The 19,792-nt window shown below is 53.0% G+C and carries 16 protein-coding genes, 6 tRNA genes and 1 pseudogene; 9 read left to right on the top strand and 14 right to left on the bottom strand.

What is annotated here, in order from left to right; all coding sequences use genetic code 11:
- Complete coding sequence (locus tag ACQG2Q_RS16625; protein ID WP_003861328.1) at positions 1–216, top strand: DUF3820 family protein; 216 nt, start codon at positions 1–3, stop codon at positions 214–216.
- On the opposite strand, the gene ACQG2Q_RS16620 is transcribed toward ACQG2Q_RS16625, so the two are convergent.
- Positions 213–1,208 carry a bile acid:sodium symporter family protein gene (locus ACQG2Q_RS16620; RefSeq protein ID WP_038421494.1) on the bottom strand — a complete coding sequence of 332 codons (996 nt, stop codon included), beginning with the start codon at positions 1,206–1,208 and terminating at the stop codon, positions 213–215. The two genes, ACQG2Q_RS16625 and ACQG2Q_RS16620, sit on opposite strands and share 4 nt — an antisense overlap.
- An 89-nt stretch (positions 1,209–1,297) precedes the next feature.
- Here ACQG2Q_RS16620 and ACQG2Q_RS16615 point away from each other — a divergent pair, with 89 nt between their 5' ends.
- Positions 1,298–2,239 carry a LysR family transcriptional regulator gene (locus tag ACQG2Q_RS16615; protein WP_032676151.1) on the top strand — a complete coding sequence of 314 codons (942 nt, stop codon included), beginning with the start codon at positions 1,298–1,300 and terminating at the stop codon, positions 2,237–2,239.
- Here the strand turns inward: ACQG2Q_RS16615 and ACQG2Q_RS16610 are convergent.
- The 5 genes from ACQG2Q_RS16610 to ACQG2Q_RS16590 form a co-directional block, all read right to left on the bottom strand.
- Complete coding sequence (locus ACQG2Q_RS16610) at positions 2,230–2,571, bottom strand: FlxA-like family protein (RefSeq protein WP_063849943.1); 342 nt, start codon at positions 2,569–2,571, stop codon at positions 2,230–2,232. The genes ACQG2Q_RS16615 and ACQG2Q_RS16610 overlap by 10 nt on opposite strands.
- A gap of 137 nt (positions 2,572–2,708) precedes the next feature.
- Positions 2,709–2,784: transfer RNA gene (locus tag ACQG2Q_RS16605), tRNA-Lys, on the bottom strand.
- Positions 2,785–2,788: 4 nt separating this feature from the next.
- A tRNA-Val gene (locus ACQG2Q_RS16600) sits at positions 2,789–2,864 on the bottom strand.
- Between the two features lie 29 nt (positions 2,865–2,893).
- Positions 2,894–2,969, bottom strand: a tRNA-Val gene (locus tag ACQG2Q_RS16595).
- A 41-nt stretch (positions 2,970–3,010) separates the two neighbouring features.
- Positions 3,011–3,086, bottom strand: a tRNA-Val gene (locus tag ACQG2Q_RS16590).
- A gap of 258 nt (positions 3,087–3,344) precedes the next feature.
- Here ACQG2Q_RS16590 and gltX point away from each other — a divergent pair.
- Entirely contained in the window at positions 3,345–4,760 is a 1,416-nt protein-coding gene (gltX, locus tag ACQG2Q_RS16585) for a glutamate--tRNA ligase (protein WP_271079899.1), read from the top strand.
- 51 nt (positions 4,761–4,811) lie between these two features.
- Here the strand turns inward: gltX and ACQG2Q_RS16580 are convergent, their stop codons facing one another.
- A complete protein-coding gene (locus ACQG2Q_RS16580; protein WP_045621165.1) occupies positions 4,812–5,198 on the bottom strand; it encodes a YfeC-like transcriptional regulator in 387 nt (128 codons plus the stop codon).
- A 1-nt stretch (position 5,199) separates the two neighbouring features.
- Entirely contained in the window at positions 5,200–5,562 is a 363-nt protein-coding gene (locus ACQG2Q_RS16575) for a YfeC-like transcriptional regulator (protein WP_022648936.1), read from the bottom strand.
- Positions 5,563–5,779: 217 nt separating this feature from the next.
- Here ACQG2Q_RS16575 and ACQG2Q_RS16570 point away from each other — a divergent pair.
- The 3 genes from ACQG2Q_RS16570 to ACQG2Q_RS16560 all read left to right on the top strand — a co-directional run bounded on the left by ACQG2Q_RS16570 (position 5,780) and on the right by ACQG2Q_RS16560 (position 8,372).
- A tRNA-Ala gene (locus tag ACQG2Q_RS16570) sits at positions 5,780–5,855 on the top strand.
- A gap of 41 nt (positions 5,856–5,896) precedes the next feature.
- Positions 5,897–5,972, top strand: a tRNA-Ala gene (locus ACQG2Q_RS16565).
- Positions 5,973–6,182: 210 nt separating this feature from the next.
- A complete protein-coding gene (locus ACQG2Q_RS16560; protein ID WP_180237983.1) occupies positions 6,183–8,372 on the top strand; it encodes an EAL domain-containing protein in 2,190 nt (729 codons plus the stop codon).
- Positions 8,373–8,417: 45 nt separating this feature from the next.
- On the opposite strand, the gene nupC is transcribed toward ACQG2Q_RS16560, so the two are convergent.
- Positions 8,418–9,605 (bottom strand): nucleoside permease NupC, encoded by a 1,188-nt coding sequence (nupC, locus tag ACQG2Q_RS16555; protein WP_022648934.1) that lies wholly within the window; start codon positions 9,603–9,605, stop codon positions 8,418–8,420.
- Between the two features lie 345 nt (positions 9,606–9,950).
- Here nupC and ACQG2Q_RS16550 point away from each other — a divergent pair, with 345 nt between their 5' ends.
- Positions 9,951–11,189 (top strand): Nramp family divalent metal transporter, encoded by a 1,239-nt coding sequence (locus ACQG2Q_RS16550; protein ID WP_023300656.1) that lies wholly within the window; start codon positions 9,951–9,953, stop codon positions 11,187–11,189.
- A 33-nt stretch (positions 11,190–11,222) separates the two neighbouring features.
- Here ACQG2Q_RS16550 and ypeC read toward each other — a convergent pair whose 3' ends face one another.
- Positions 11,223–11,570, bottom strand: a complete 348-nt coding sequence (ypeC, locus tag ACQG2Q_RS16545) for a DUF2502 domain-containing protein YpeC (protein WP_022648932.1) — start codon at positions 11,568–11,570, stop codon at positions 11,223–11,225.
- A 126-nt stretch (positions 11,571–11,696) separates the two neighbouring features.
- Entirely contained in the window at positions 11,697–12,695 is a 999-nt protein-coding gene (gene mgrA, locus ACQG2Q_RS16540; RefSeq protein ID WP_063849945.1) for an L-glyceraldehyde 3-phosphate reductase, read from the bottom strand.
- A gap of 186 nt (positions 12,696–12,881) precedes the next feature.
- On the opposite strand from mgrA, the gene ipdC reads away from it, so the two are divergent.
- Complete coding sequence (gene ipdC / locus ACQG2Q_RS16535) at positions 12,882–14,540, top strand: indolepyruvate decarboxylase (RefSeq protein WP_063849947.1); 1,659 nt, start codon at positions 12,882–12,884, stop codon at positions 14,538–14,540.
- Here the strand turns inward: ipdC and ACQG2Q_RS16530 are convergent.
- Positions 14,541–15,775: pseudogene (locus ACQG2Q_RS16530) on the bottom strand (ion channel protein).
- Positions 15,776–15,980: 205 nt separating this feature from the next.
- Here ACQG2Q_RS16530 and glk point away from each other — a divergent pair.
- Positions 15,981–16,946, top strand: coding sequence for a glucokinase (gene glk, locus ACQG2Q_RS16525; RefSeq protein WP_022648928.1), 966 nt, complete (start codon positions 15,981–15,983; stop codon positions 16,944–16,946).
- Between the two features lie 35 nt (positions 16,947–16,981).
- Here the strand turns inward: glk and ACQG2Q_RS16520 are convergent, their stop codons facing one another.
- Complete coding sequence (locus ACQG2Q_RS16520) at positions 16,982–17,713, bottom strand: LytR/AlgR family response regulator transcription factor (RefSeq protein WP_032622329.1); 732 nt, start codon at positions 17,711–17,713, stop codon at positions 16,982–16,984.
- A 13-nt stretch (positions 17,714–17,726) separates the two neighbouring features.
- Positions 17,727–19,424 carry a sensor histidine kinase gene (locus ACQG2Q_RS16515; RefSeq protein WP_022648926.1) on the bottom strand — a complete coding sequence of 566 codons (1,698 nt, stop codon included), beginning with the start codon at positions 19,422–19,424 and terminating at the stop codon, positions 17,727–17,729.
- Positions 19,425–19,792: the final 368 nt, after the last annotated feature.

Raw genomic sequence — 19,792 nt, 5'->3', positions numbered from 1 at the left:
GTGGAAAAAGAGCAGCTCGTTGAGATCGCCAATACGGAGATGCCGTTCGGTAAATATAAGGGCCGCAGGCTGATTGATTTACCGGAAGAATATCTGCTGTGGTTTGCCCGTAAGGATGAGTTTCCTGCCGGGCGTCTTGGCGAGCTGATGGCTATCACATTACTGATCAAAACAGAGGGGCTGACCCAGCTGGTGCAGCCCCTGAAACGTCCTTAAACTTTCGCGGCGCGGGTCTCTTCCTGCGCCAGCTTTTCAGTCTGTGCCTTGTAACGCCGCGCCAGTACCGCACACACCATCAGCTGGATCTGATGGAAAATCATCAGCGGCAGTACCATCATCCCAATGACCGACGTCGGGAACAGAATATTGGCCATCGGGATCCCGTTGGCCAGGCTCTTTTTCGATCCACAGAATACGATGGTGATTTCATCGGCCTTATTGAAGCCGCATTTGCGGGCCACAAAGACGTTAACCGCGATCACAATTGTCAGCAGAACAAGGCTTACCACCACAATAAACAGCAGCGATCCTGCGCCCACCCTGTGCCAGATGCCGTTCACCACGGCTTCGCTGAAGGCCGTGTAAACCACCAGCAGAATGGAGCTTTGGTCCGTTTTCCCGATCCATTTTTTGTGTTTCGCCACAAACGCCCCAATCCAGGGGCGGGATAAGTGTCCGAGCACAAACGGCAGTAGCAGTTGCAGACAAATTTTACCCACCTGCTCCAGATTACCTTCTGCACCGTGCATGTTCATCAGCAGACCGACCAGCAGCGGTGAAACAAAGATCCCGAGCAGGCTGGAAGCCGAAGCAGAACAGACCGCCGCCGCGACGTTGCCGCCCGCCAGCGAGGTAAAGGCAATAGCAGACTGCACGGTGGCCGGCAAAATGCACAGATAAAGGAAACCGGTATAGAGTGCCGGATCGACATTCACCGGCGCCCACCAGGCAAACAGCACGCCCAGAACAGGGAAGAGGATAAAGGTGCTGCACATTACCCAGAGGTGCAGTCGCCAGTGGCTACCGCCTGCAATAATGGCTTCCCGGGAGAGTTTGGCGCCATGCATAAAGAACAACAGGGCAATGGCTGCCGTGGTCAGCCCTTCAATGACCGGAACGAAACCGCCCCGCGCCGGGAAGAACGAGGCCAGCAAGACGACACCAATCAGGGTCAGCGTAAACGGATCAAGGATACGAAAAAGTTTCATAATCACTCCTGAAAACAGATGCCGCTATTGTGCTTTCTTCCCTTTGAGAAATAAAATTGATTTATTGCACCCATTCATGAATTAAACAGATGAATTATTCACTACGTCAGCTTCGTGTTTTCGTCACCGTCGCGCAGGCCCACAGCTTCAGTCGGGCAGGGGAGATGATTGGCCTCAGCCAGTCGGCGGTGAGCCATAGCGTGAAAGAGCTGGAAACTCAAACCGGCGTGAAACTGCTCGACCGCACGACGCGCGAAGTGGTGCTCACCGAAGCGGGACATCAGCTGGCAACGCGTCTGGAAAGGCTGCTGGATGAATTGAACAGTACGCTGAGAGACGTCGGACGGCTTGGACAACAGCTTTCCGGTACCGTGAGAGTGGCGGCGAGCCAGACGATTTCGGCGCATCTTATTCCCCAGTGCATCGCTGAAAGTAATCACCGCTATCCGGATATCGATTTTGTTTTGCACGACAGGCCGCAGCAGTGGGTACTGGAGAGTATTCGTCAGGGGGATGTGGATTTCGGGATTGTTATCGATCCCGGAGCGGTAAGCGACCTGGAATGTGAAGTGGTACTCTCGGAACCCTTTTTATTGCTCTGCCGCGATGATGATCCTCTGGCATCGCTGTCGCAGGTGGCCTGGCAAGCCTTACAGGGGGCAAACCTGGTGTTACAGGATTATGCATCAGGTAGCCGCCCGCTGATAGATGCCGCACTGGCCGCACAGGGCGTAAAGGCAACCATTGTGCAGGAGATTGGGCATCCTGCCACGCTCTTCCCCATGGTCGAAGCGGGGATTGGGATCAGCGTTCTGCCTGCGCTGGCGCTGCCACTGCCGCAAGGAAGTCGTTTAACGGTGAAGCGTTTCCTGCCCTGCATTGAACGCCAGCTGATGCTGGTACGCCGTAAAAACAGGTCTCTTTCCGGAGCGGCTCATGCCTGCTGGGATGTGGTGCGTATGCAGGCCAGGCGTCTGATGGAGGCCCGCACGCGCGATCCACTTTTTAACGAAACCAATGATCAGATATAGATATCAATCTGATGTTCTGCGGAGGGTTTATTGACGCCTTCCGCCATGGCCTGACCGCTTTCCTGTTTTGGCATCGCCTCTTCTGCCTGCTGACGCTGCAATTGCGCCAGCTGTGCCTGCAACATAGCCAGCTGAGATTCGAGCAATTCTTGCTGCTTTTGCTTTTCTTCCGCTGTGGCATCACCCATGGCGACTTCTTTGAGTTGCTGAGTGACTTTCGTTATCTGTTTGGTCAGACGGGTGATCTGGGAAGCAATGTCGTTTCCGCCGGAGCTGTTATCTACGCTGCCGATTTCCATCGCCGACAGAGAAACGGGCTTAAGAGTTGTCATATTGAGATCCTTTTCGCCATAAAATAGAGGTATCGGCAAAGAAGGCGTGAGCTTGAGTAAAACAAGCGGTTTGGCTGCAATGGGGATGTGCTATATCACAGATAGCAAAAAAGCGCCTTTAGGGCGCTTTTTTACATTGGTGGGTCGTGCAGGATTCGAACCTGCGACCAATTGATTAAAAGTCAACTGCTCTACCAACTGAGCTAACGACCCGAAATGGTGGGCGATGACGGGCTCGAACCGCCGACCCCCTCCGTGTAAAGGAGATGCTCTACCAACTGAGCTAATCGCCCATTTCGGAACTGCTACGATAAGGTGAGAATGGTGGGCGATGACGGGCTCGAACCGCCGACCCCCTCCGTGTAAAGGAGATGCTCTACCAACTGAGCTAATCGCCCAATCTCAATTCTTATCTACACTGCGAGTCTACCGAAGTAGATGGTGGGTGATGACGGGCTCGAACCGCCGACCCCCTCCGTGTAAAGGAGATGCTCTACCAACTGAGCTAATCACCCCCGCTGTGTGGAGTCGCATTATAGGGAGAGTTGAAAATGAGTCAACGCATTTTCTAAAGTTTTTATTCGTTCGTCGTAAAATTAGTCAAAACGATCGCAAAACGGACTGTGGTGCATGATTTCTAAACAAAAACAGCAATCTCGAACCGGATAAAGTGATCGACATTGAGGAATCGGCCCACAGTGATAGAATATTGCCCATTGTTTTCTTCCCAGGATTTGCCGATTACCGGCATCTTTATAACGTAAGGCCATTTCATGAAAATCAAAACTCGCTTCGCGCCGAGCCCGACAGGCTATCTGCATGTCGGTGGTGCACGTACTGCTCTCTACTCCTGGCTTTTCGCACGCCACAACAAAGGTGAGTTTGTGCTGCGTATTGAAGACACCGACCTGGAGCGCTCAACGCCGGAAGCAATTGAAGCCATTATGGATGGGATGAACTGGCTGAATCTGGAGTGGGACGAAGGCCCATACTTCCAGACCAAACGTTTTGACCGCTATAACGCCGTAATTGACGAGATGCTGGTCGCAGGCACGGCCTATAAGTGCTACTGCTCAAGGGAGCGTCTGGATGCGCTGCGTGAAGAGCAAATGGCAAAAGGCGAAAAACCGCGTTATGACGGTCGTTGCCGTCATGACCACAGCGGGCATGCTGCTGATGAGCCTTGCGTAGTGCGTTTTGCTAACCCGCAGGATGGCTCTGTTATCTTTGATGACCAGATCCGTGGCCCGATCGAATTCAGCAACCAGGAGCTGGATGACCTCATCATTCGTCGTACTGACGGCTCGCCAACCTATAACTTCTGCGTAGTTGTGGACGACTGGGATATGGAAATCACTCACGTGATCCGTGGTGAAGACCATATCAATAACACCCCGCGTCAGATCAACATTCTGAAAGCGCTGAACGCGCCTGTACCGGTCTATGCGCACGTATCGATGATCAACGGTGACGACGGTAAAAAGCTGTCCAAACGTCATGGCGCGGTGAGCGTGATGCAGTACCGTGATGACGGCTATCTGCCGGAAGCGCTACTGAACTATCTGGTGCGTCTGGGCTGGGCTCATGGTGACCAGGAGATCTTCAGCCGCGAAGAGATGATCGAGCTTTTCTCTCTGAACTCGGTAAGCAAATCAGCCAGCGCGTTCAACACTGACAAACTGCTGTGGCTGAACCATCACTACATCAATACCATGCAGCCAGAGTATGTGGCGACTTATCTGCAATGGCACATTGAGCAGGCAAACATCGATACCCGTACGGGCCCTGAACTGGCGGATCTGGTGAAGCTGCTTGGCGAGCGTTGCAAAACGCTGAAAGAGATCGCCGAGAGCTGCCGCTACTTTTATGAAGAGTTTGACGCGTTCGACGCCGATGCGGCCAAGAAACACCTGCGTCCGGTTGCGCGTCAGCCGCTGGAAGTGGTGCGAGATAAACTCGAAGCCATTACCGAATGGACTGCAGAAAATGTTCACCACGCGATTCAGGCAACCGCTGATGAGTTGGAAATTGGCATGGGTAAAGTCGGTATGCCGCTGCGCGTTGCGGTGACGGGGGCAGGCCAGTCTCCGGCGCTGGACGTGACCGTTCATGCTATTGGCAAATCACGTAGCGTTGCGCGTATCAACAAGGCGCTGGGCTTTATTGCTGAGCGCGAAAGCCAGCAGTAATGCTCGTGAAATACAAATAACGGCAGGGTAACCTGCCGTTTTTTATGTCTGTTATTCAGCAATACCAAGACGCGTGAGAAAACCCTGCAAACCTTCGCGAGCGAGCAGCTTGTGCAAACGTTCCTGTTCGACAGTTGTCATGTTTTCCAGCGAGTCGATAATTTGTGGAAGCAGGCTGGATGAGGTCGCCACGCCATAGAGTGAAGGGCTTTCTGCCGCATGGTAAACAGCCCGACTGTTACGAATGGCGGGAAGGCTAATGATGTGCTCCTTAACGTGCGCATCAATACATATCACCCTCGCTCTTCCGCCTTTTACACCGTTGATACCCTCCGTTTTCCATCCTTTCTGTCGTATCCAGCGATTAACGGTTTGTCGGGCGACGCCCAGACTGTCCGCCAGCTCTTCCGTGGTCATTTTGCTGCGTAATCTTTTCATATTAGCGTTGGTCGCGAATCCCTAAGCGTTGTAACAATCCGGTAATCCCTTCCCGCAGTAACAGAGATGTCATCTGCTTTTGCTCATCCGGCGTCATTTCATTCGCCAGCGTCAGGAGCAGGGCGTGAAGCGAGCCTTCGTGGTACGCCTTTTCTGGCATTTCCGGCGACTCTGTTACCCTGCGTGCGCTGCGAATAAAGTCGCGCACTTTTTCATTGACGTGTACCAGACGCGCCTTGCCGCCCTGAACGCCTGGTTTTGGCGATGTAATCCAACCCTCTTTGCGTACCCATTTATTGATGGTCTGTCGGCTATAGCCAGTCAGCAGGGCTAACTCTTCTGGCGTCATTCGTTCCTTGATCATACAATTTCCTGAATATCTGTGGGGTTAATTAGTGGTTCATTTTATAGCACCGTTTTACGTGAAAACGTGACAAGCTTAACTCCTGGCTGCGAGCAGACTCGCAAAGTGATTCATTTGCATGATTTTTCGGCGGTTGAAAGGCTGAGGTTGAATTTGCCGTTGACACTGTGCGGCGGAATTCATATTATGCCGCCCGTCAACATGACAGCTTTACGATGGGGCTATAGCTCAGCTGGGAGAGCGCCTGCATGGCATGCAGGAGGTCAGCGGTTCGATCCCGCTTAGCTCCACCAAACTCTGAACCCAACAGAGTACGGTAGGTAAAGAAACATGTGGGGCTATAGCTCAGCTGGGAGAGCGCTTGCATGGCATGCAAGAGGTCAGCGGTTCGATCCCGCTTAGCTCCACCAAAATTTAAACCCTCGTCGTCAGACGGGGGTTTTTTATATCTTGTAAAATATTTAGACTGTTTTTGTTGCAATTAACGTCATTTTCTATACCTCACCTCAATCCAAATCAATAAATAAGTCCATAAATAGACCTAAACTTGATTCGTCCAATTAATAAACTTATTATCGATCCGGTCAATAAGACGATGGTTAAATAGATTACCCGGATTAATGAATAGAAAAATTTACAATAATGTAAAAATATTTATGATTGCCCTGGCGCTAAGCCTGATTGCGATCCCCTTTTCCCGTTATATCTCTCCGCGCGCTATCGTTAACGAAAATGATGTTTATTTAGCGTGGCTGCCCTTAAGCGCCATGCTCGCCATCGTGTTGTTATTTGGACGACGGGCAATCATTCCTTTGTTGCTAAGTTTTAGTGTTACTAATGCTTATTACTTTGATTTAGCCCCGCTACAATCTATCGTTTTATTATGTTGTCAGACGTTTTCCGTCTTCGCCGCCTGTGGCGTTATCCGTTTGATGCTGGGCAAGCGCTGGCGCCACAGCATGCCGAATAAGTACATTGGTATACGTATTTTATGGCTCGGATTTATGGTGCCTGTGGGCATCAAATTATCGATGTATCTGGCGGGGTATTTATTTGATTTCCCGGTAACAATCTCCTCCTATTTCGGCGAAGGCTCTGCAATTTATAACGTTATCGATATTCAGAGTCTGATTTGCGCCGCCCTGATTTTCACCATGATGTTCTATTATCCATTAAGAATGATTATTAATCCTCGCTATGCCCGAACATTCTGGCGGCGAAGCGTGAAGCCCCTCTTTTGCAACAAAAAAGCGTTATTTATCGTTGTGTGGCTGATGCTGTTGGTCTCAATAATCGCTATTTTATGCGCGCCTTTTGAGTCGCAGTTTATTGCGGGTTATTTGATGCCGACCGTTTTCATTCTTTTTACCCTGGGTATTGGTCGTTTGAGCTATGCGCTCATCTCTTTATTCTGGGCAGCCTCAGCGCTCATGTTGTTGACCTATAATTATAATTTTCTCAATGGCGTTGAATCGGGCCACTCGCTCTCCTTTATTCTGTCGGTACTCATCTCTTTCGCTATCTGCCTGCTTTACATGTCGCAGATCTATCAGAAAAGTGAATGGCTGAAACAGGGGTGGCAGGATAGGGCGCTTACCGATCCGCTCACCGGTCTGCCTAACATTCGTGCGCTGGAAGTTTTTCTACAGCATCATCCTGAGGCCAAAGTCTGCTGCTTGCGTCTGGATAATCTGGAATTCCTGAGCCGTCACTACGGCATCCTCATGCGCGTGCACTGTAAAAAGATGATCACCGCGTCGCTGCAGCCGTTATTGCAAAAAGACGAGAAGCTCTTCCAGTTACCAGGCAGTGAACTGATGTTGGTCTTGCTGGGACCGGGCACGGCTGAACGTCTGCAATTTATGGTTGACCATCTGAACAGCCGTAAAATTATCTGGAACAAGACTGAGCTCGACATTGAGTTTGGTGCCTCCTGGGGGGAAGTGCCAAATGGAGAAAGCGTGCATCACACGCTGGGTCAGTTGAGCTGGCTGTCCGAGCAGTCCTGTTCCGGGCATAACGTCCTTGCGTTAACCAACAGTCTGGATGATGTTTCTGGTCATACGACGGACAGGGTGCTAATGCTGGCCCGTATAAAACGCGCCCTTGATATCGGTGGTCTCCATCTTTACGCGCAGCCAATTCACAACGCGCGCGGAGAAGGGTACTTTGAAATCCTTTCGCGTCTTGAAAGTGATGGTGAGATCATCACCCCTGACCGCTTTATTCCGCTGATTGCTCAGTTCAACCTGAGCCACCGATTCGACCTGAACGTGGTGGAAAAATTGCTGATGTGGATGCGCAGTCATCCATCCGGACGGGCCGGAACGCGGTTCTCCGTTAATCTGATGCCGCTGACGCTGATGCAGAACGAGATTGCAGCTGAGATCATCGCGCTTTTTGAACGCTACGCCGTTGCACCGCAAGATATCGTCATTGAGATCACCGAGGAACAGGCTTTCTCTGACTCGGGAAGCAGCATCAACAATATCCAGCAGCTGCGGGATTATGGCTTCCGCATTGCTATCGATGACTTTGGTACCGGCTATGCCAACTTTGAGCGCCTGAAGCGACTGGAGGCCGATATCATTAAGATCGATGGCTGCTTCGTGAAAGATATCTGCACCGACAGCATGGATGCGATGATCGTGCAGTCCATTTGCAACATGGCAAAAACGAAATCGCTTTGTGTGGTGGCTGAATATGTGGAATCGGCTGAACAACGCGAGATGTTGCTGCGATACGGCGTTGATTATTTGCAGGGCTATTTGATTGGTAAACCACTGCCCCTGACGGCGCTGGAGACATAAAAAAACCGGGAGCGATGGCTCCCGGTTTTCATTGAGCGGTATGGATTACAGCACCAATGCTGCGATAGAGGCAGACAGGACGCTCACCAGCGTTGAACCGTAAACCAGCTTCAGGCCAAAGCGAGAAACGACGTTACCTTGCTCTTCGTTCAGGCCTTTAATCGCACCAGCGATAATACCGATGGAAGAGAAGTTCGCGAAGGAGACCAGGAAGACGGACAGGATCCCTTCCGCACGCGGGGAGAGCGTGCTGGCAATCTTCTGAAGATCCATCATCGCCACGAATTCATTGGATACCAGTTTCGTTGCCATGATACTGCCCACCTGCAACGCTTCGTGAGCGGGCACACCCATTACCCAGGCGACCGGGTAGAAGATATAGCCCAGAATACCCTGGAACGAAATACCAAGTACGGCCGCAAACAGGGCGTTCAGCGCAGCGATCAGTGCGATAAAGCCAATCAGCATCGCGGCAACGATAATCGCAACCTTGAAACCCGCCAGAATGTATTCACCCAGCATTTCGAAGAAGCTCTGTCCCTCGTGCAGGTTTGACATCTGAATGTTCTCTTCGCTGGCATCCACGCGGTACGGGTTAATCAGCGAAAGAACGATAAAGGTGCTGAACATATTCAGAACCAGCGCTGCAACCACGTATTTAGGTTCCAGCATAGTCATATACGCGCCCACGATAGACATGGAAACGGTAGACATTGCTGTCGCCGCCATGGTGTACATGCGGTTACGGGACATCTTGCCGAGGATATCTTTATACGCAATGAAGTTCTCAGACTGACCCAGGATCAGCGAGCTGACTGCGTTAAAGGATTCCAGCTTGCCCATGCCATTAACTTTCGATAACAGGAAGCCGATTGCACGGATAACCACCGGCAGAACACGAATGTGCTGGAGGATCCCGATCAGGGCAGAGATGAAGACGATAGGGCAGAGCACTTTCAGGAAGAAGAAGGCCAAACCCTGATCGTTCATGTTGCCAAAGACAAAGTTAGTCCCGTCGTTGGCAAATCCGAGCAGTTTTTCGAACATTTCGGAGAAGCCTTTCACGAAGCCGAGGCCTACGTTGGAGTTCAGGAAGAACCACGCAAGTAAAACTTCAATGACCAGCAGCTGGACAACATAGCGAATACGAATATTTTTGCGGTCAGTGCTGACCAGCAATGCGAGTGCAGTAACGACAACGAGTGCCAGGACAAAATGAAGGACGCGGTCCATATTTGCTCCAAATATGAGGCAGGTTTAATTTCCGTGCACATTCTATGTAACAAGCACAAAGAAAACGAGATCAAGCCCACACTATAGTTACATCCTGTGACGAGTCTCAAAAATAGTGATCAACAATACATTTTTGTTATGTTAGGTAAATGAGTGAAAAGTTAAGTTTGTGTGCTACGCTTCACAAATGTCTGCGCATTTTCACATTCTGTGACCTTGCTCCACCTGCCTGTCTATTGTCCCTGGCTATCAGAGTAATCATGTTAACCATTACAAATGAACTTGATAATTATTCTCATTTTGATAGCATAAAACATAGCACAGGCTATATTTCCAGAGGCAGAAATGACGAATAGTCGCGTAGAGAGTAGCAGCGGCAGGGCGGCACGCAAGCTGCGGTTCGCATTAATGGGACCTGCATTCATTGCCGCGATTGGCTACATCGATCCGGGTAATTTTGCGACCAATATTCAGGCCGGGGCCAGTTTCGGCTATAAGCTGCTGTGGGTTGTGGTGTGGGCCAACCTGATGGCGATGCTGATTCAGATGCTTTCCGCGAAGTTGGGTATTGCCACCGGGAAAAACCTGGCGGAGCAAATCCGCGATCACTATCCGCGTCCGGCGGTATGGTTTTACTGGGTCCAGGCGGAAATTATCGCCATGGCCACCGATCTCGCCGAGTTTATCGGGGCGGCGATCGGCTTTAAGCTTATTCTGGGCGTCTCCCTGCTACAGGGCGCCGTGCTGACCGGTATCGCCACGTTCCTTATTTTGATGCTCCAGAGGCGGGGACAAAAACCGCTGGAGAAAGTCATCGGCGGCCTGCTGCTGTTCGTCGCTGCCGCCTATATTGTTGAGCTGATTTTCTCCCAGCCGAATCTGGTGCAGTTGACGAAAGGGATGGTGATCCCGTCGTTACCCACCTCTGAAGCCGTATTTCTGGCCGCCGGGGTGCTGGGGGCGACCATTATGCCGCACGTAATTTATCTGCACTCTTCTTTAACCCAAAATCTGCACGGCGGGACGAGTAAAGAGCGCTACTCCGCCTCGAAATGGGATGTGGCAATTGCGATGACCATTGCCGGATTTGTGAATCTGGCGATGATGGCGACTGCCGCCGCCGCGTTTCACTTTAACGGGCATACCGGGGTTGCCGATCTCGACCAGGCGTACCTGACGCTGGAGCCGTTGCTGAGCCATGCCGCTGCCACTATTTTTGGTTTAAGCCTGGTTGCTGCGGGACTTTCCTCTACGGTTGTGGGGACACTGGCCGGGCAGGTGGTGATGCAGGGGTTCGTACGTTTCCATATTCCACTGTGGGTTCGCCGTTCGGTAACGATGCTGCCTTCCTTTATTGTAATTCTGATGGGGCTGGATCCGACCCGCATTCTGGTGATGAGTCAGGTGCTGCTGAGTTTCGGTATTGCGCTGGCGCTGGTGCCGCTACTGATATTCACCAGCAACAAATCGCTGATGGGCGATCTGGTGAATTCGACGTGGGTGAAACGCGCCGGGTGGGCCATTGTGGTTGTGGTGGTGGCGTTAAACATGTGGTTGCTGATAGGCACAGCAGCAGGCCTGTAAAAGAAAAAGGAGCCGTGAGGCTCCTTTTAGCTGTTAATGGTGATGGCCGTGACCATGGCCTCTGCCTTTTCCGTGACCCCTGCCGCCACGGCGGTCGTCACGATCGTTCCAGCCTTCGCGGTAGCCGCGCTCGTAGGCCTTACGCTTATCCCAGCCACGGTGATAGCCGTTATCGTGTTTCCACCAGCGGTTTTTACGCCACTCATAATGTCGGTGCCAGTAGTCACGGTCGCGCCAGTAGCCACCGTCCCAGTATCTGCCGTAGTCATCACGATCGCCAATTTGTAATTTAATCGATGGCAACAGGGTGATTTCGCCCGCATTGGCGACCAGCGGGGCCGAAGCCAGTAGTACCGCTGCAAGAATCAGTGACCTGAACATACTCTTCTCCTTCACGATCGGGGCCGCTGTGCGACCTGTTAACGCAATTTTACGAGTTGGTAAACATTCGTTTCATCGCCTCAACTCCTAAATCATGAACGAGAGCACTTTTTGCTAAAAGTGTTTTTAATCTGAACTGGACAGGATCGCTTCTATCGTCTTCAGCTCTTCTGCGGAGAAATGACGATTTTCAAGCATGCCTGCAGCATCTTCAATTTGTCCGGTTTTGCTTGCGCCGATGAGCACGGATGTCACCGCATCGTGGCGCAGGAGCCAGGCCAGTGCCATTTGCGAAAGCTTTTGCCCCCGTTTTTCCGCCAGCGCATTCAGCTTGCGTACCTTTTCCAGCTTTTTGTCGGTGACCTGTTCCGGATTAAGGAACTTACTGCCGCTTGCTGCGCGAGAATCTGCCGGGATGCCGTTCAGATAGCGATCGGTCAACTGTCCGCCCGCCAGTGGAGAGAAGGGTATACATCCCACCCCATTTTGCTGCAATACGTCCAGCAACCCCTCTTCAGGCGCACGTTCAAACATGGAGAACTTCGGCTGGTGGATTAGACAGGGCGTGCCCAGATCCTCCAGTATTTCAATCGCCTGCCGCGCCAGTTCTGCCGGGTAGTTGGACAGGCCGATGTACAGCGCTTTGCCCTGGCGCACCACATGGTCAAGCGCTTTCATCGTTTCACGTAGCGGCGTTTGTGGATCGGGGCGGTGGTGATAGAAGATATCAACGTACTCCAGCCCCATACGCCTGAGGCTCTGGTCAAGGCTGGAAATCAGATATTTACGCGAGCCCCAGTCGCCGTAAGGCCCGTCCCACATGGTGTAGCCCGCTTTGGTGGAGATGATTAGCTCATCGCGCCAGGGCAGGAAATCCTCCTGCAGGATGCGCCCGAAGTTGCGTTCGGCTGAACCAGGAGGTGGGCCGTAATTATTAGCAAGGTCAAAATGTGTAATACCCAAATCGAAGGCGCGCTGTAAAAGTTGACGGCTGTTTTCGAGCAGCGTCGCGTCGCCAAAATTATGCCAAAGCCCCAGCGAGATGGCGGGAAGCTTGAGGCCGCTTTGTCCACAGCGGCGATATTGCATTGTCTGGTAACGATTTTTGTCAGGTTGATAACCCATGAGCGAGACCTCTGGCGCTGGAAAGAAAAATCAGTGTATGCGTTTACACTAACCTGAAGAAAATGAGCATAGCTCAGCTTTTTTCGTAAAGCATTCTTTCCAGCCCCTGATTGTCGCCAATTCTGGACACACTTCACGCTTATTTAATACTCAGAGTGAGGTCAACGTCAGAAGGACACCTATAATATGCGTACCCCCTATTGCGTCGCCGATTACCTGCTGGACCGACTAACAGATTGCGGTGCCGATCATCTGTTTGGCGTGCCGGGCGACTATAACCTGCAGTTTCTCGACCATGTGATAGACAGCCCGGACATCTGCTGGGTGGGCTGTGCCAACGAGCTGAACGCGTCTTACGCCGCAGACGGCTATGCCCGCTGTAAGGGATTTGCCGCGCTGCTGACGACATTCGGCGTTGGGGAATTAAGCGCCATGAACGGTGTGGCGGGCAGCTTTGCCGAACATGTTCCCGTGCTCCATATTGTGGGGGCCCCGGGTATGGCGGCACAGCAACGAGGAGAGTTATTGCACCATACGTTAGGCGACGGCGAGTTCCGCCACTTCTATCATATGAGCGAACCCATTACCGTCGCACAGGCGGTGCTCACCGAACAAAACGCCTGCTATGAAATTGACCGGGTGCTTACCACCATGCTGCGGGAGCGCCGTCCGGGCTACCTGATGCTGCCCGCCGATGTGGCGAAAAAAGCCGCTACGCCCCCTGTAAGCGCTCTCACTCTTAACTCCGCACCGGCCGATTCAGCCTGCATGCAAGCGTTCCGTGAGGCTGCCGAAAAGCGTTTGTCAACGAGCAAACGCACCGCGCTGTTAGCGGACTTCCTGGTGCTGCGCCACGGTTTGCGCGCGGCCCTTCAGACGTGGGTGAAAGAGGTGCCGATGGCACACGCCACCATGCTGATGGGCAAGGGCATTTTTGACGAACGACAGAGCGGTTTTTATGGCACCTACAGCGGATCGGCGAGCGCCGCGGCGGTCAAAGAGGCAATCGAGGGGGCTGATACGGTGCTGTGCATTGGCACGCGCTTTACCGATACGCTCACAGCCGGGTTTACCCACCAGCTGACGCCAGATCAGACGATAGAGGTTCAGCCCCACGCGTCCCGCGTCGGCGACGTCTGGTTTACGGGTATCCCGATGAGGGAGGCCATTGAAACGCTGACAGCGCTGTGCAAAACGCATGTACGTGATACGCGAGCGCCATCGGATCACAGCAGCTCTTCTTTCCCCACTACCGAAGGGGCGCTGACTCAGGAGAGCTTCTGGCGTACCCTGCAAACGTTTATTCGCCCCGGAGACATTATTCTGGCTGACCAGGGGACGTCTGCTTTCGGCGCTATCGATTTGCGTTTACCGGCAGACGTGAACTTTATCGTCCAGCCGCTTTGGGGATCGATCGGCTACACGCTCGCGGCGGCGTTTGGCGCGCAAACAGCGTGTCCGAACCGACGCGTGATTGTCCTGACGGGTGACGGTGCCGCGCAGTTGACCATTCAGGAGCTGGGATCGATGCTGCGCGACAAGCAGCGCCCGATTATTCTGGTGCTTAACAACGAGGGATACACGGTTGAGAGAGCCATCCACGGGCCGGAGCAGCGCTATAACGATATCGCCCTCTGGAACTGGACGCAGATCCCGCAGGCGCTGAGCCTGGCGCCAGAGGCAGAATGCTGGCGCGTCAGCGAAGCGGAAACACTGGCGGAGGTGCTGGATAAAGTAGCACACCACGAGCGACTATCGCTGATCGAGGTGATGCTGCCGAAAGCCGATATTCCGCCGCTGCTGAGCGCGCTGACCAAAGCGCTGGAGGCGCGCAATAACGCCTGATTACCTGTCGTTTCGCCATGCCATCAACATCGGTTTGCCCGCCAGCAGGAGCCAGGCGGGCAACATCACGATACAAAGGAGCGGCAGAAGCGTGGTATCCGGCACAACAACGGCCGCCATAAACAGACTCAGCCATGCATCGCGCGTTACCACCAGTACCAGCCCCAGAATGGAGCAGGAGACGGTAATCGCCGCAGGGACAGCGTCGACGTGCTCATGCAGCATCAGCCCCAGCGCGACGCCAACAAATACCGCCGGGAAGATCCGTCCTCCCCGGAAACCACAGGCCGCAGCGATCACCAGCGCCGCCAGTTTTACCAGCGCGAACAGCAGATAATCGGAGACGCTAAAGACCTGGCTGAAGGCCAGTTGCTGCATCTCGTCCAGACCCTTAAACAGCGTAACCGTCCCGCCGATAGCGCTAAAACGCCCAGAATAAAACCGCCCATACCCAGAATCAGCACCGGATGCTTCAGCCTGTGCATCAGACGATGCAGGCGCGGAAGACACCACACTGCGATCATTCCCAGCGCAATGGCTATCGCGACGACGACGGCACCGCTGACAATATCGGTGAGTTGCATCTGGCCATAGTGGGGGATGGGGAGTGAAAAATGGGGATGGAAAAACAGGCTGGTTGTGAGGGCCCCTGCTGCTGCGGCCATCAGTGGCGCAAAGAGTTTATCCCACAGCGGCACATCATTGTCGCTGCTGAGCGTTTGCGAAAAGATGAGCGCAGCCGCTATTGGGGTACCAAACAGTGCCCCGATGGTACCGGCGGAAGCCAGAATCGTCCAGTCCAGCGCGCCAACGCGCGGGAAAAGACGCGCTCCCAGAAAGACCGCCAGCGCGATATTAACCGCCATAATGGGATGTTCAGGCCCGAGGCTTACGCCGCCCGCAAGACCGATAATCAGCGCGATAACAAGCCCCGGCAGAGCAGAGGGAGATACTGGCGCACCAATCAAGGGTTCCAGTGCCGGGTCCGGCCCGGCATGGCCCGGGCTATAGCGGATCACCAGACCTACGGCAATTCCGGTCAGGGTCAGCATCATCATGATCCACCCTGGCGAGTCAGTGCTGATGCCAAGTTTAACCGGCAGCGCGGTCCATAAAATCGTTTGCAGCACTGCCGCTACTTTCATGACGACGATGAGCACCAGGCTCGACGCTACGCCAATAATTAGCGCCGGGACAGCCAATAACAGCATGGTTCTGGCTCGCGGATGGAGCATGATGATTTCCTTGTACAAAACGGCTTAACGTTACTTTGCACAATCAGCATTGTGGCAATAGTGCAAAAGGTGCTGAAACGGTAAAGTTATTATGTGACGAAGATCGATAATCCATGGGCAGTCACCTTCTGGTCGTTGTTGTTATCACGCCTTGAATTTACAGTGTCCCAAAGATTTATTCTGACTTTAGCGGAGCAGTAGAAGAATGACAAAGTATGCTTTGGTAGGTGATGTAGGCGGCACCAACGCGCGCCTTGCCCTGTGCGATGTAAACAGCGGTGAAATTTCTCAGGCGAAAACCTATTCAGGGCTGGATTACCCAAGCCTGGAAGCGGTAGTTCGCGTCTATCTTGAAGAGCATAAAGTGAGCGTTGAAGACGGTTGTATCGCCATCGCCTGTCCGATCACCGGCGACTGGGTGGCGATGACCAACCACACGTGGGCCTTTTCAATTGCCGAAATGCGGAAAAACCTCGGCTTCTCGCACCTTGAAATTATCAACGATTTCACTGCGGTTTCCATGGCTATCCCAATGCTTAAACCTGAGCATCTGATTCAGTTCGGCGGTACGGCCCCGGTTGAAGGCAAACCCATTGCTGTTTACGGCGCCGGAACCGGTCTGGGGGTGGCGCACCTGGTTCACGTCGACAAACGCTGGGTCAGCCTGCCGGGTGAGGGCGGCCACGTGGATTTTGCGCCGAACAGCGAAGAAGAGGGCATTATTCTTGAGGAGCTACGCGCCGAGATTGGTCACGTGTCGGCCGAGCGCGTGCTTTCTGGTCCGGGTCTGGTGAACCTGTATCGGGCGATTGTAAAATCAGACGGTCGTCTGCCGGAAAATCTGCAGCCTAAAGATGTGACCGAACGCGCGCTGGCCGACAGTTGTATTGACTGCCGTCGTGCTTTGTCGTTGTTCTGCGTCATTATGGGGCGTTTCGGCGGCAACCTGGCCCTGAATCTCGGCACCTTTGGCGGGGTCTATATTGCGGGCGGGATCGTGCCGCGCTTCCTCGATTTCTTTACCGCCTCCGGTTTCCGTGGTGGCTTTGAAGACAAAGGCCGCTTCAAAAGTTACGTGCAGGACATTCCGGTTTACCTGATTGTCCACGACAATCCGGGCTTGCTTGGCTCCGGGGCGCATCTGCGTCAGGTACTTGGCCAGATCCTCTGACATCCGTCTCCCTCTCCTGCGGGAGAGGGAACGCGCTACAGGTGCATGAGCTGGCGGAACGCTTTCACTCTGCTGCGGCTTACCGGCACCTGAAAATCCAGATCCTTCAGACGCAAAATATAGGTGTTATTAAACCAGGGTTCGATCTCGCGGATCTTGTTCAGGTTGACGCAGAACGAGCGGTGGCAGCGGAAGAAGTGCGCTGCCGGGAGTTTGTTGCAAAATTCGGTGATGTTCATCGCCATTACGTAGGCCTCACGCCGCGTATAGACAAACGTCATTTTTTCGTGCGCTTCAGCATAGTAAATATCGTCGACAGGCGTGACGATGATCCGTTCGTCCTTGACCAGATTAATGGTGTCGTTTTCCCGCGCTACCGGACTGGCACTGGCGGGCAGCGACTGCTGCTGCCATGCGGCTTCCAGCTTATGCAGCATGCTGATAATACGTGACTCCTGATACGGCTTGAGAATATAGTCAAACGCCTCCAGCTCGAAGGCTTCCACGGCATGCTCTTTCCACGCGGTGACAAACACAATAAACGGCTTATGGGCGAACTGATTGATATTTTGCGCCAGCAGAACGCCGTCCAGAGACGGAATATTAATATCGAGAAAAATCGCGTCGACCCGGTTATGCTGCAAAAATTTCAGCACGTCCAGACCATCCTCAAAACAGCCAACAATCTCCATCTGGCTGTGGGTTTTGATAAGCCAGCTCAACTCCTGCTGAGCCAGAATTTCATCTTCTACGATGATGACTTTCATCTGTTACTCCGGCCTACGGCAACAAGGATATGGGGGCATTAACGGGCGTTCGTTCGTTCGGAACATAAAAAGCAATCTCGGTGCCCGGCTCAAGGCGGTGAATGTGCAGCCCGTCACCGTACAGCAGCTTGACCCGGTGGTGCACGTTCAGCAGCCCGATTTTATTTCCCGGCATTTCGTTTGATTCGACGCGCTCGATAACTTTCGGATCGATGCCGTGTCCGGTATCGCGCACGGCGATTCGCACGCGGTTACCGCTTTCCGTCACGCTAATCGTGACCACGCCTTTTCCTTTACACGGCTGAATGCCGTGAACAATGGCGTTTTCCACCAGCGGCTGGATCAGCAGGCTTGGGATCACGCAGTTGACCTCTTCATCAATATCGTAAATGACCGTCAGCTTATCGCCAAAGCGTGCCTGCTCAATTGCGATGTAATCCTTGATTTGATACAGCTCTTTTTTGATGTCGATCTGCTCGTCGTCTTTTAACTCAATGTTGTAGCGCAGATAGCGCGACAGATTAAAAATCAGCTGCCGCGCGGTATCCGGATTAAGACGAATGGAAGAGGAGATAGCGTTCAGCGCGTTAAACAGGAAATGGGGATTGATCTTGCTTTGCAGGGCACGCAGCTCTGCCTTATTTGCCATCTCGCGCAACTGCTCCGCACGCGAAACTTCGAGTTGGGTGGAGATGATCTGCGACAGGCCAATCGCCATCTCCTGGAGCGAGGAGGTGATTTGGTGCGCATGGCAGTAGTAAATTTTCAGCGTCCCCGTGACCACGCCTTTTTCCCACAGCGGGATCACCAGCATTGAGTGGATCTCTGGCGTCCGGTGGGCTTCATCATTGTTTTTAATGATGATTTTTCCGTAGTTAATCGCCTGTCTGGTGGTCGGGCTGATGGTATCGTCGCTGTCGCGATAATTGTGCTCACCGACGCCAACATAGGCCAGCACGTGGTCAATATTGGTGATGGCGACCGCATCGGCGTGAATATCCCGGCGGATGATATCGCAAACCTGACGTAAAGATTCGGTGTTAACGTGTCGGAAAAGCGGCAGCGTTTTGTTGGCAATATCCAGTGCCAGCTTCGCCTGACGCGCGGCGCTCGCCTCTTTTTCGCCTTCCACGCTTTGCACCAGCAGCACGATAAAGCCTATACAGACGCTCCCGAGGATCATCGGAATACCGATCTTCGAGACGATATCCAGCCCCAGCGCAGTGGTCGGTGCCCAGACGACGACCAGGATCATGGTCAGCGTTTCGCAGACCATCCCCGCGATTATCCCCGCACGCCAGTGCTGTTTTTTCGGGATTTTGCGGTTAATCCAGCCGGAGAGTACCCCGGCAATAATGCTGGTGATAAAGCAGGGGACTGCCGTCACGCCGCCAATATCAATCAGGTATCGATGGGTGCCGGCGATAATGCCTGTGATAATCCCGACCCAGGGACCAAAGAGGATCCCGCCAGACATGACGGCGATGATGCGCACGTTCACCAGCGAGCCTTCTACCGGCACGCCGGACCAGGTGCTGAACAGGGCAAACATCGAAAAGATAAACGTAACGGCCAGCAGCTCTTTTGGCGAGTGGGCAGATTTATGCAACAGTTCGCGAAACAAGCGGATGCGGATAAGGAAAAAGAGACAGATCAGCATTAATGCCGCGCGGTCGAACACCGCCAGGAGCATATTGAAGATTTCGTGCACGGTCAGGCCTGGGAAAACGGGAAAAATCTATGATAGAAAACATAGGGCCAGATGACCAGCTATCCATCAGATTTATCAAATGGGGAAAAACCATAATTCTCAAAGGGGATTGCTGGCTTTTGACTGAAAGTCGCTGCTTTTTCGTTTGGGGAGAAGCGTCAGGTAACGATACTGAAAATATTGTGTTAAATCGCAGCGCTTAAAACTGCCTGATCACGATAAGAGTTCCGCTTTTCACTGCAATTGCATTCCCGTTTTAGCGCAATATATTGTTTTGCCGTTATCCCCTCGACAGCGTCTTTTTCTTCAGGTTATTTTCTAAGCATGCCACACGGGTGGCAGCGTCGCTCGGACGGTCCGGGCGCTAA

This window comes from Enterobacter cloacae complex sp. 370H10, assembly GCF_050031535.1.
In the GTDB taxonomy this organism is placed as follows: domain Bacteria; phylum Pseudomonadota; class Gammaproteobacteria; order Enterobacterales; family Enterobacteriaceae; genus Enterobacter; species Enterobacter intestinihominis.
Note: the sequence above shows the minus strand (reverse complement) of the source record. Positions and strands in the feature narration are given on the sequence as shown.

Bases quoted from the DNA above. Each gene is read 5' to 3' on its own strand.
- ACQG2Q_RS16620 (WP_038421494.1), bottom strand. From the start codon at position 1,208: ATGAAACTTTTTCGTATCCTTGATCCGTTTACGCTGACCCTGATTGGT.
- ACQG2Q_RS16615 (WP_032676151.1), top strand. From the start codon at position 1,298: ATGAATTATTCACTACGTCAGCTTCGTGTTTTCGTCACCGTCGCGCAG.
- ACQG2Q_RS16610 (WP_063849943.1), bottom strand. From the start codon at position 2,571: ATGACAACTCTTAAGCCCGTTTCTCTGTCGGCGATGGAAATCGGCAGC.
- gltX (WP_271079899.1), top strand. From the start codon at position 3,345: ATGAAAATCAAAACTCGCTTCGCGCCGAGCCCGACAGGCTATCTGCAT.
- ACQG2Q_RS16580 (WP_045621165.1), bottom strand. From the start codon at position 5,198: ATGAAAAGATTACGCAGCAAAATGACCACGGAAGAGCTGGCGGACAGT.
- ACQG2Q_RS16575 (WP_022648936.1), bottom strand. From the start codon at position 5,562: ATGATCAAGGAACGAATGACGCCAGAAGAGTTAGCCCTGCTGACTGGC.
- ACQG2Q_RS16560 (WP_180237983.1), top strand. From the start codon at position 6,183: ATGAATAGAAAAATTTACAATAATGTAAAAATATTTATGATTGCCCTG.
- nupC (WP_022648934.1), bottom strand. From the start codon at position 9,605: ATGGACCGCGTCCTTCATTTTGTCCTGGCACTCGTTGTCGTTACTGCA.
- ACQG2Q_RS16550 (WP_023300656.1), top strand. From the start codon at position 9,951: ATGACGAATAGTCGCGTAGAGAGTAGCAGCGGCAGGGCGGCACGCAAG.
- ypeC (WP_022648932.1), bottom strand. From the start codon at position 11,570: ATGTTCAGGTCACTGATTCTTGCAGCGGTACTACTGGCTTCGGCCCCG.
- mgrA (WP_063849945.1), bottom strand. From the start codon at position 12,695: ATGGGTTATCAACCTGACAAAAATCGTTACCAGACAATGCAATATCGC.
- ipdC (WP_063849947.1), top strand. From the start codon at position 12,882: ATGCGTACCCCCTATTGCGTCGCCGATTACCTGCTGGACCGACTAACA.
- glk (WP_022648928.1), top strand. From the start codon at position 15,981: ATGACAAAGTATGCTTTGGTAGGTGATGTAGGCGGCACCAACGCGCGC.
- ACQG2Q_RS16520 (WP_032622329.1), bottom strand. From the start codon at position 17,713: ATGAAAGTCATCATCGTAGAAGATGAAATTCTGGCTCAGCAGGAGTTG.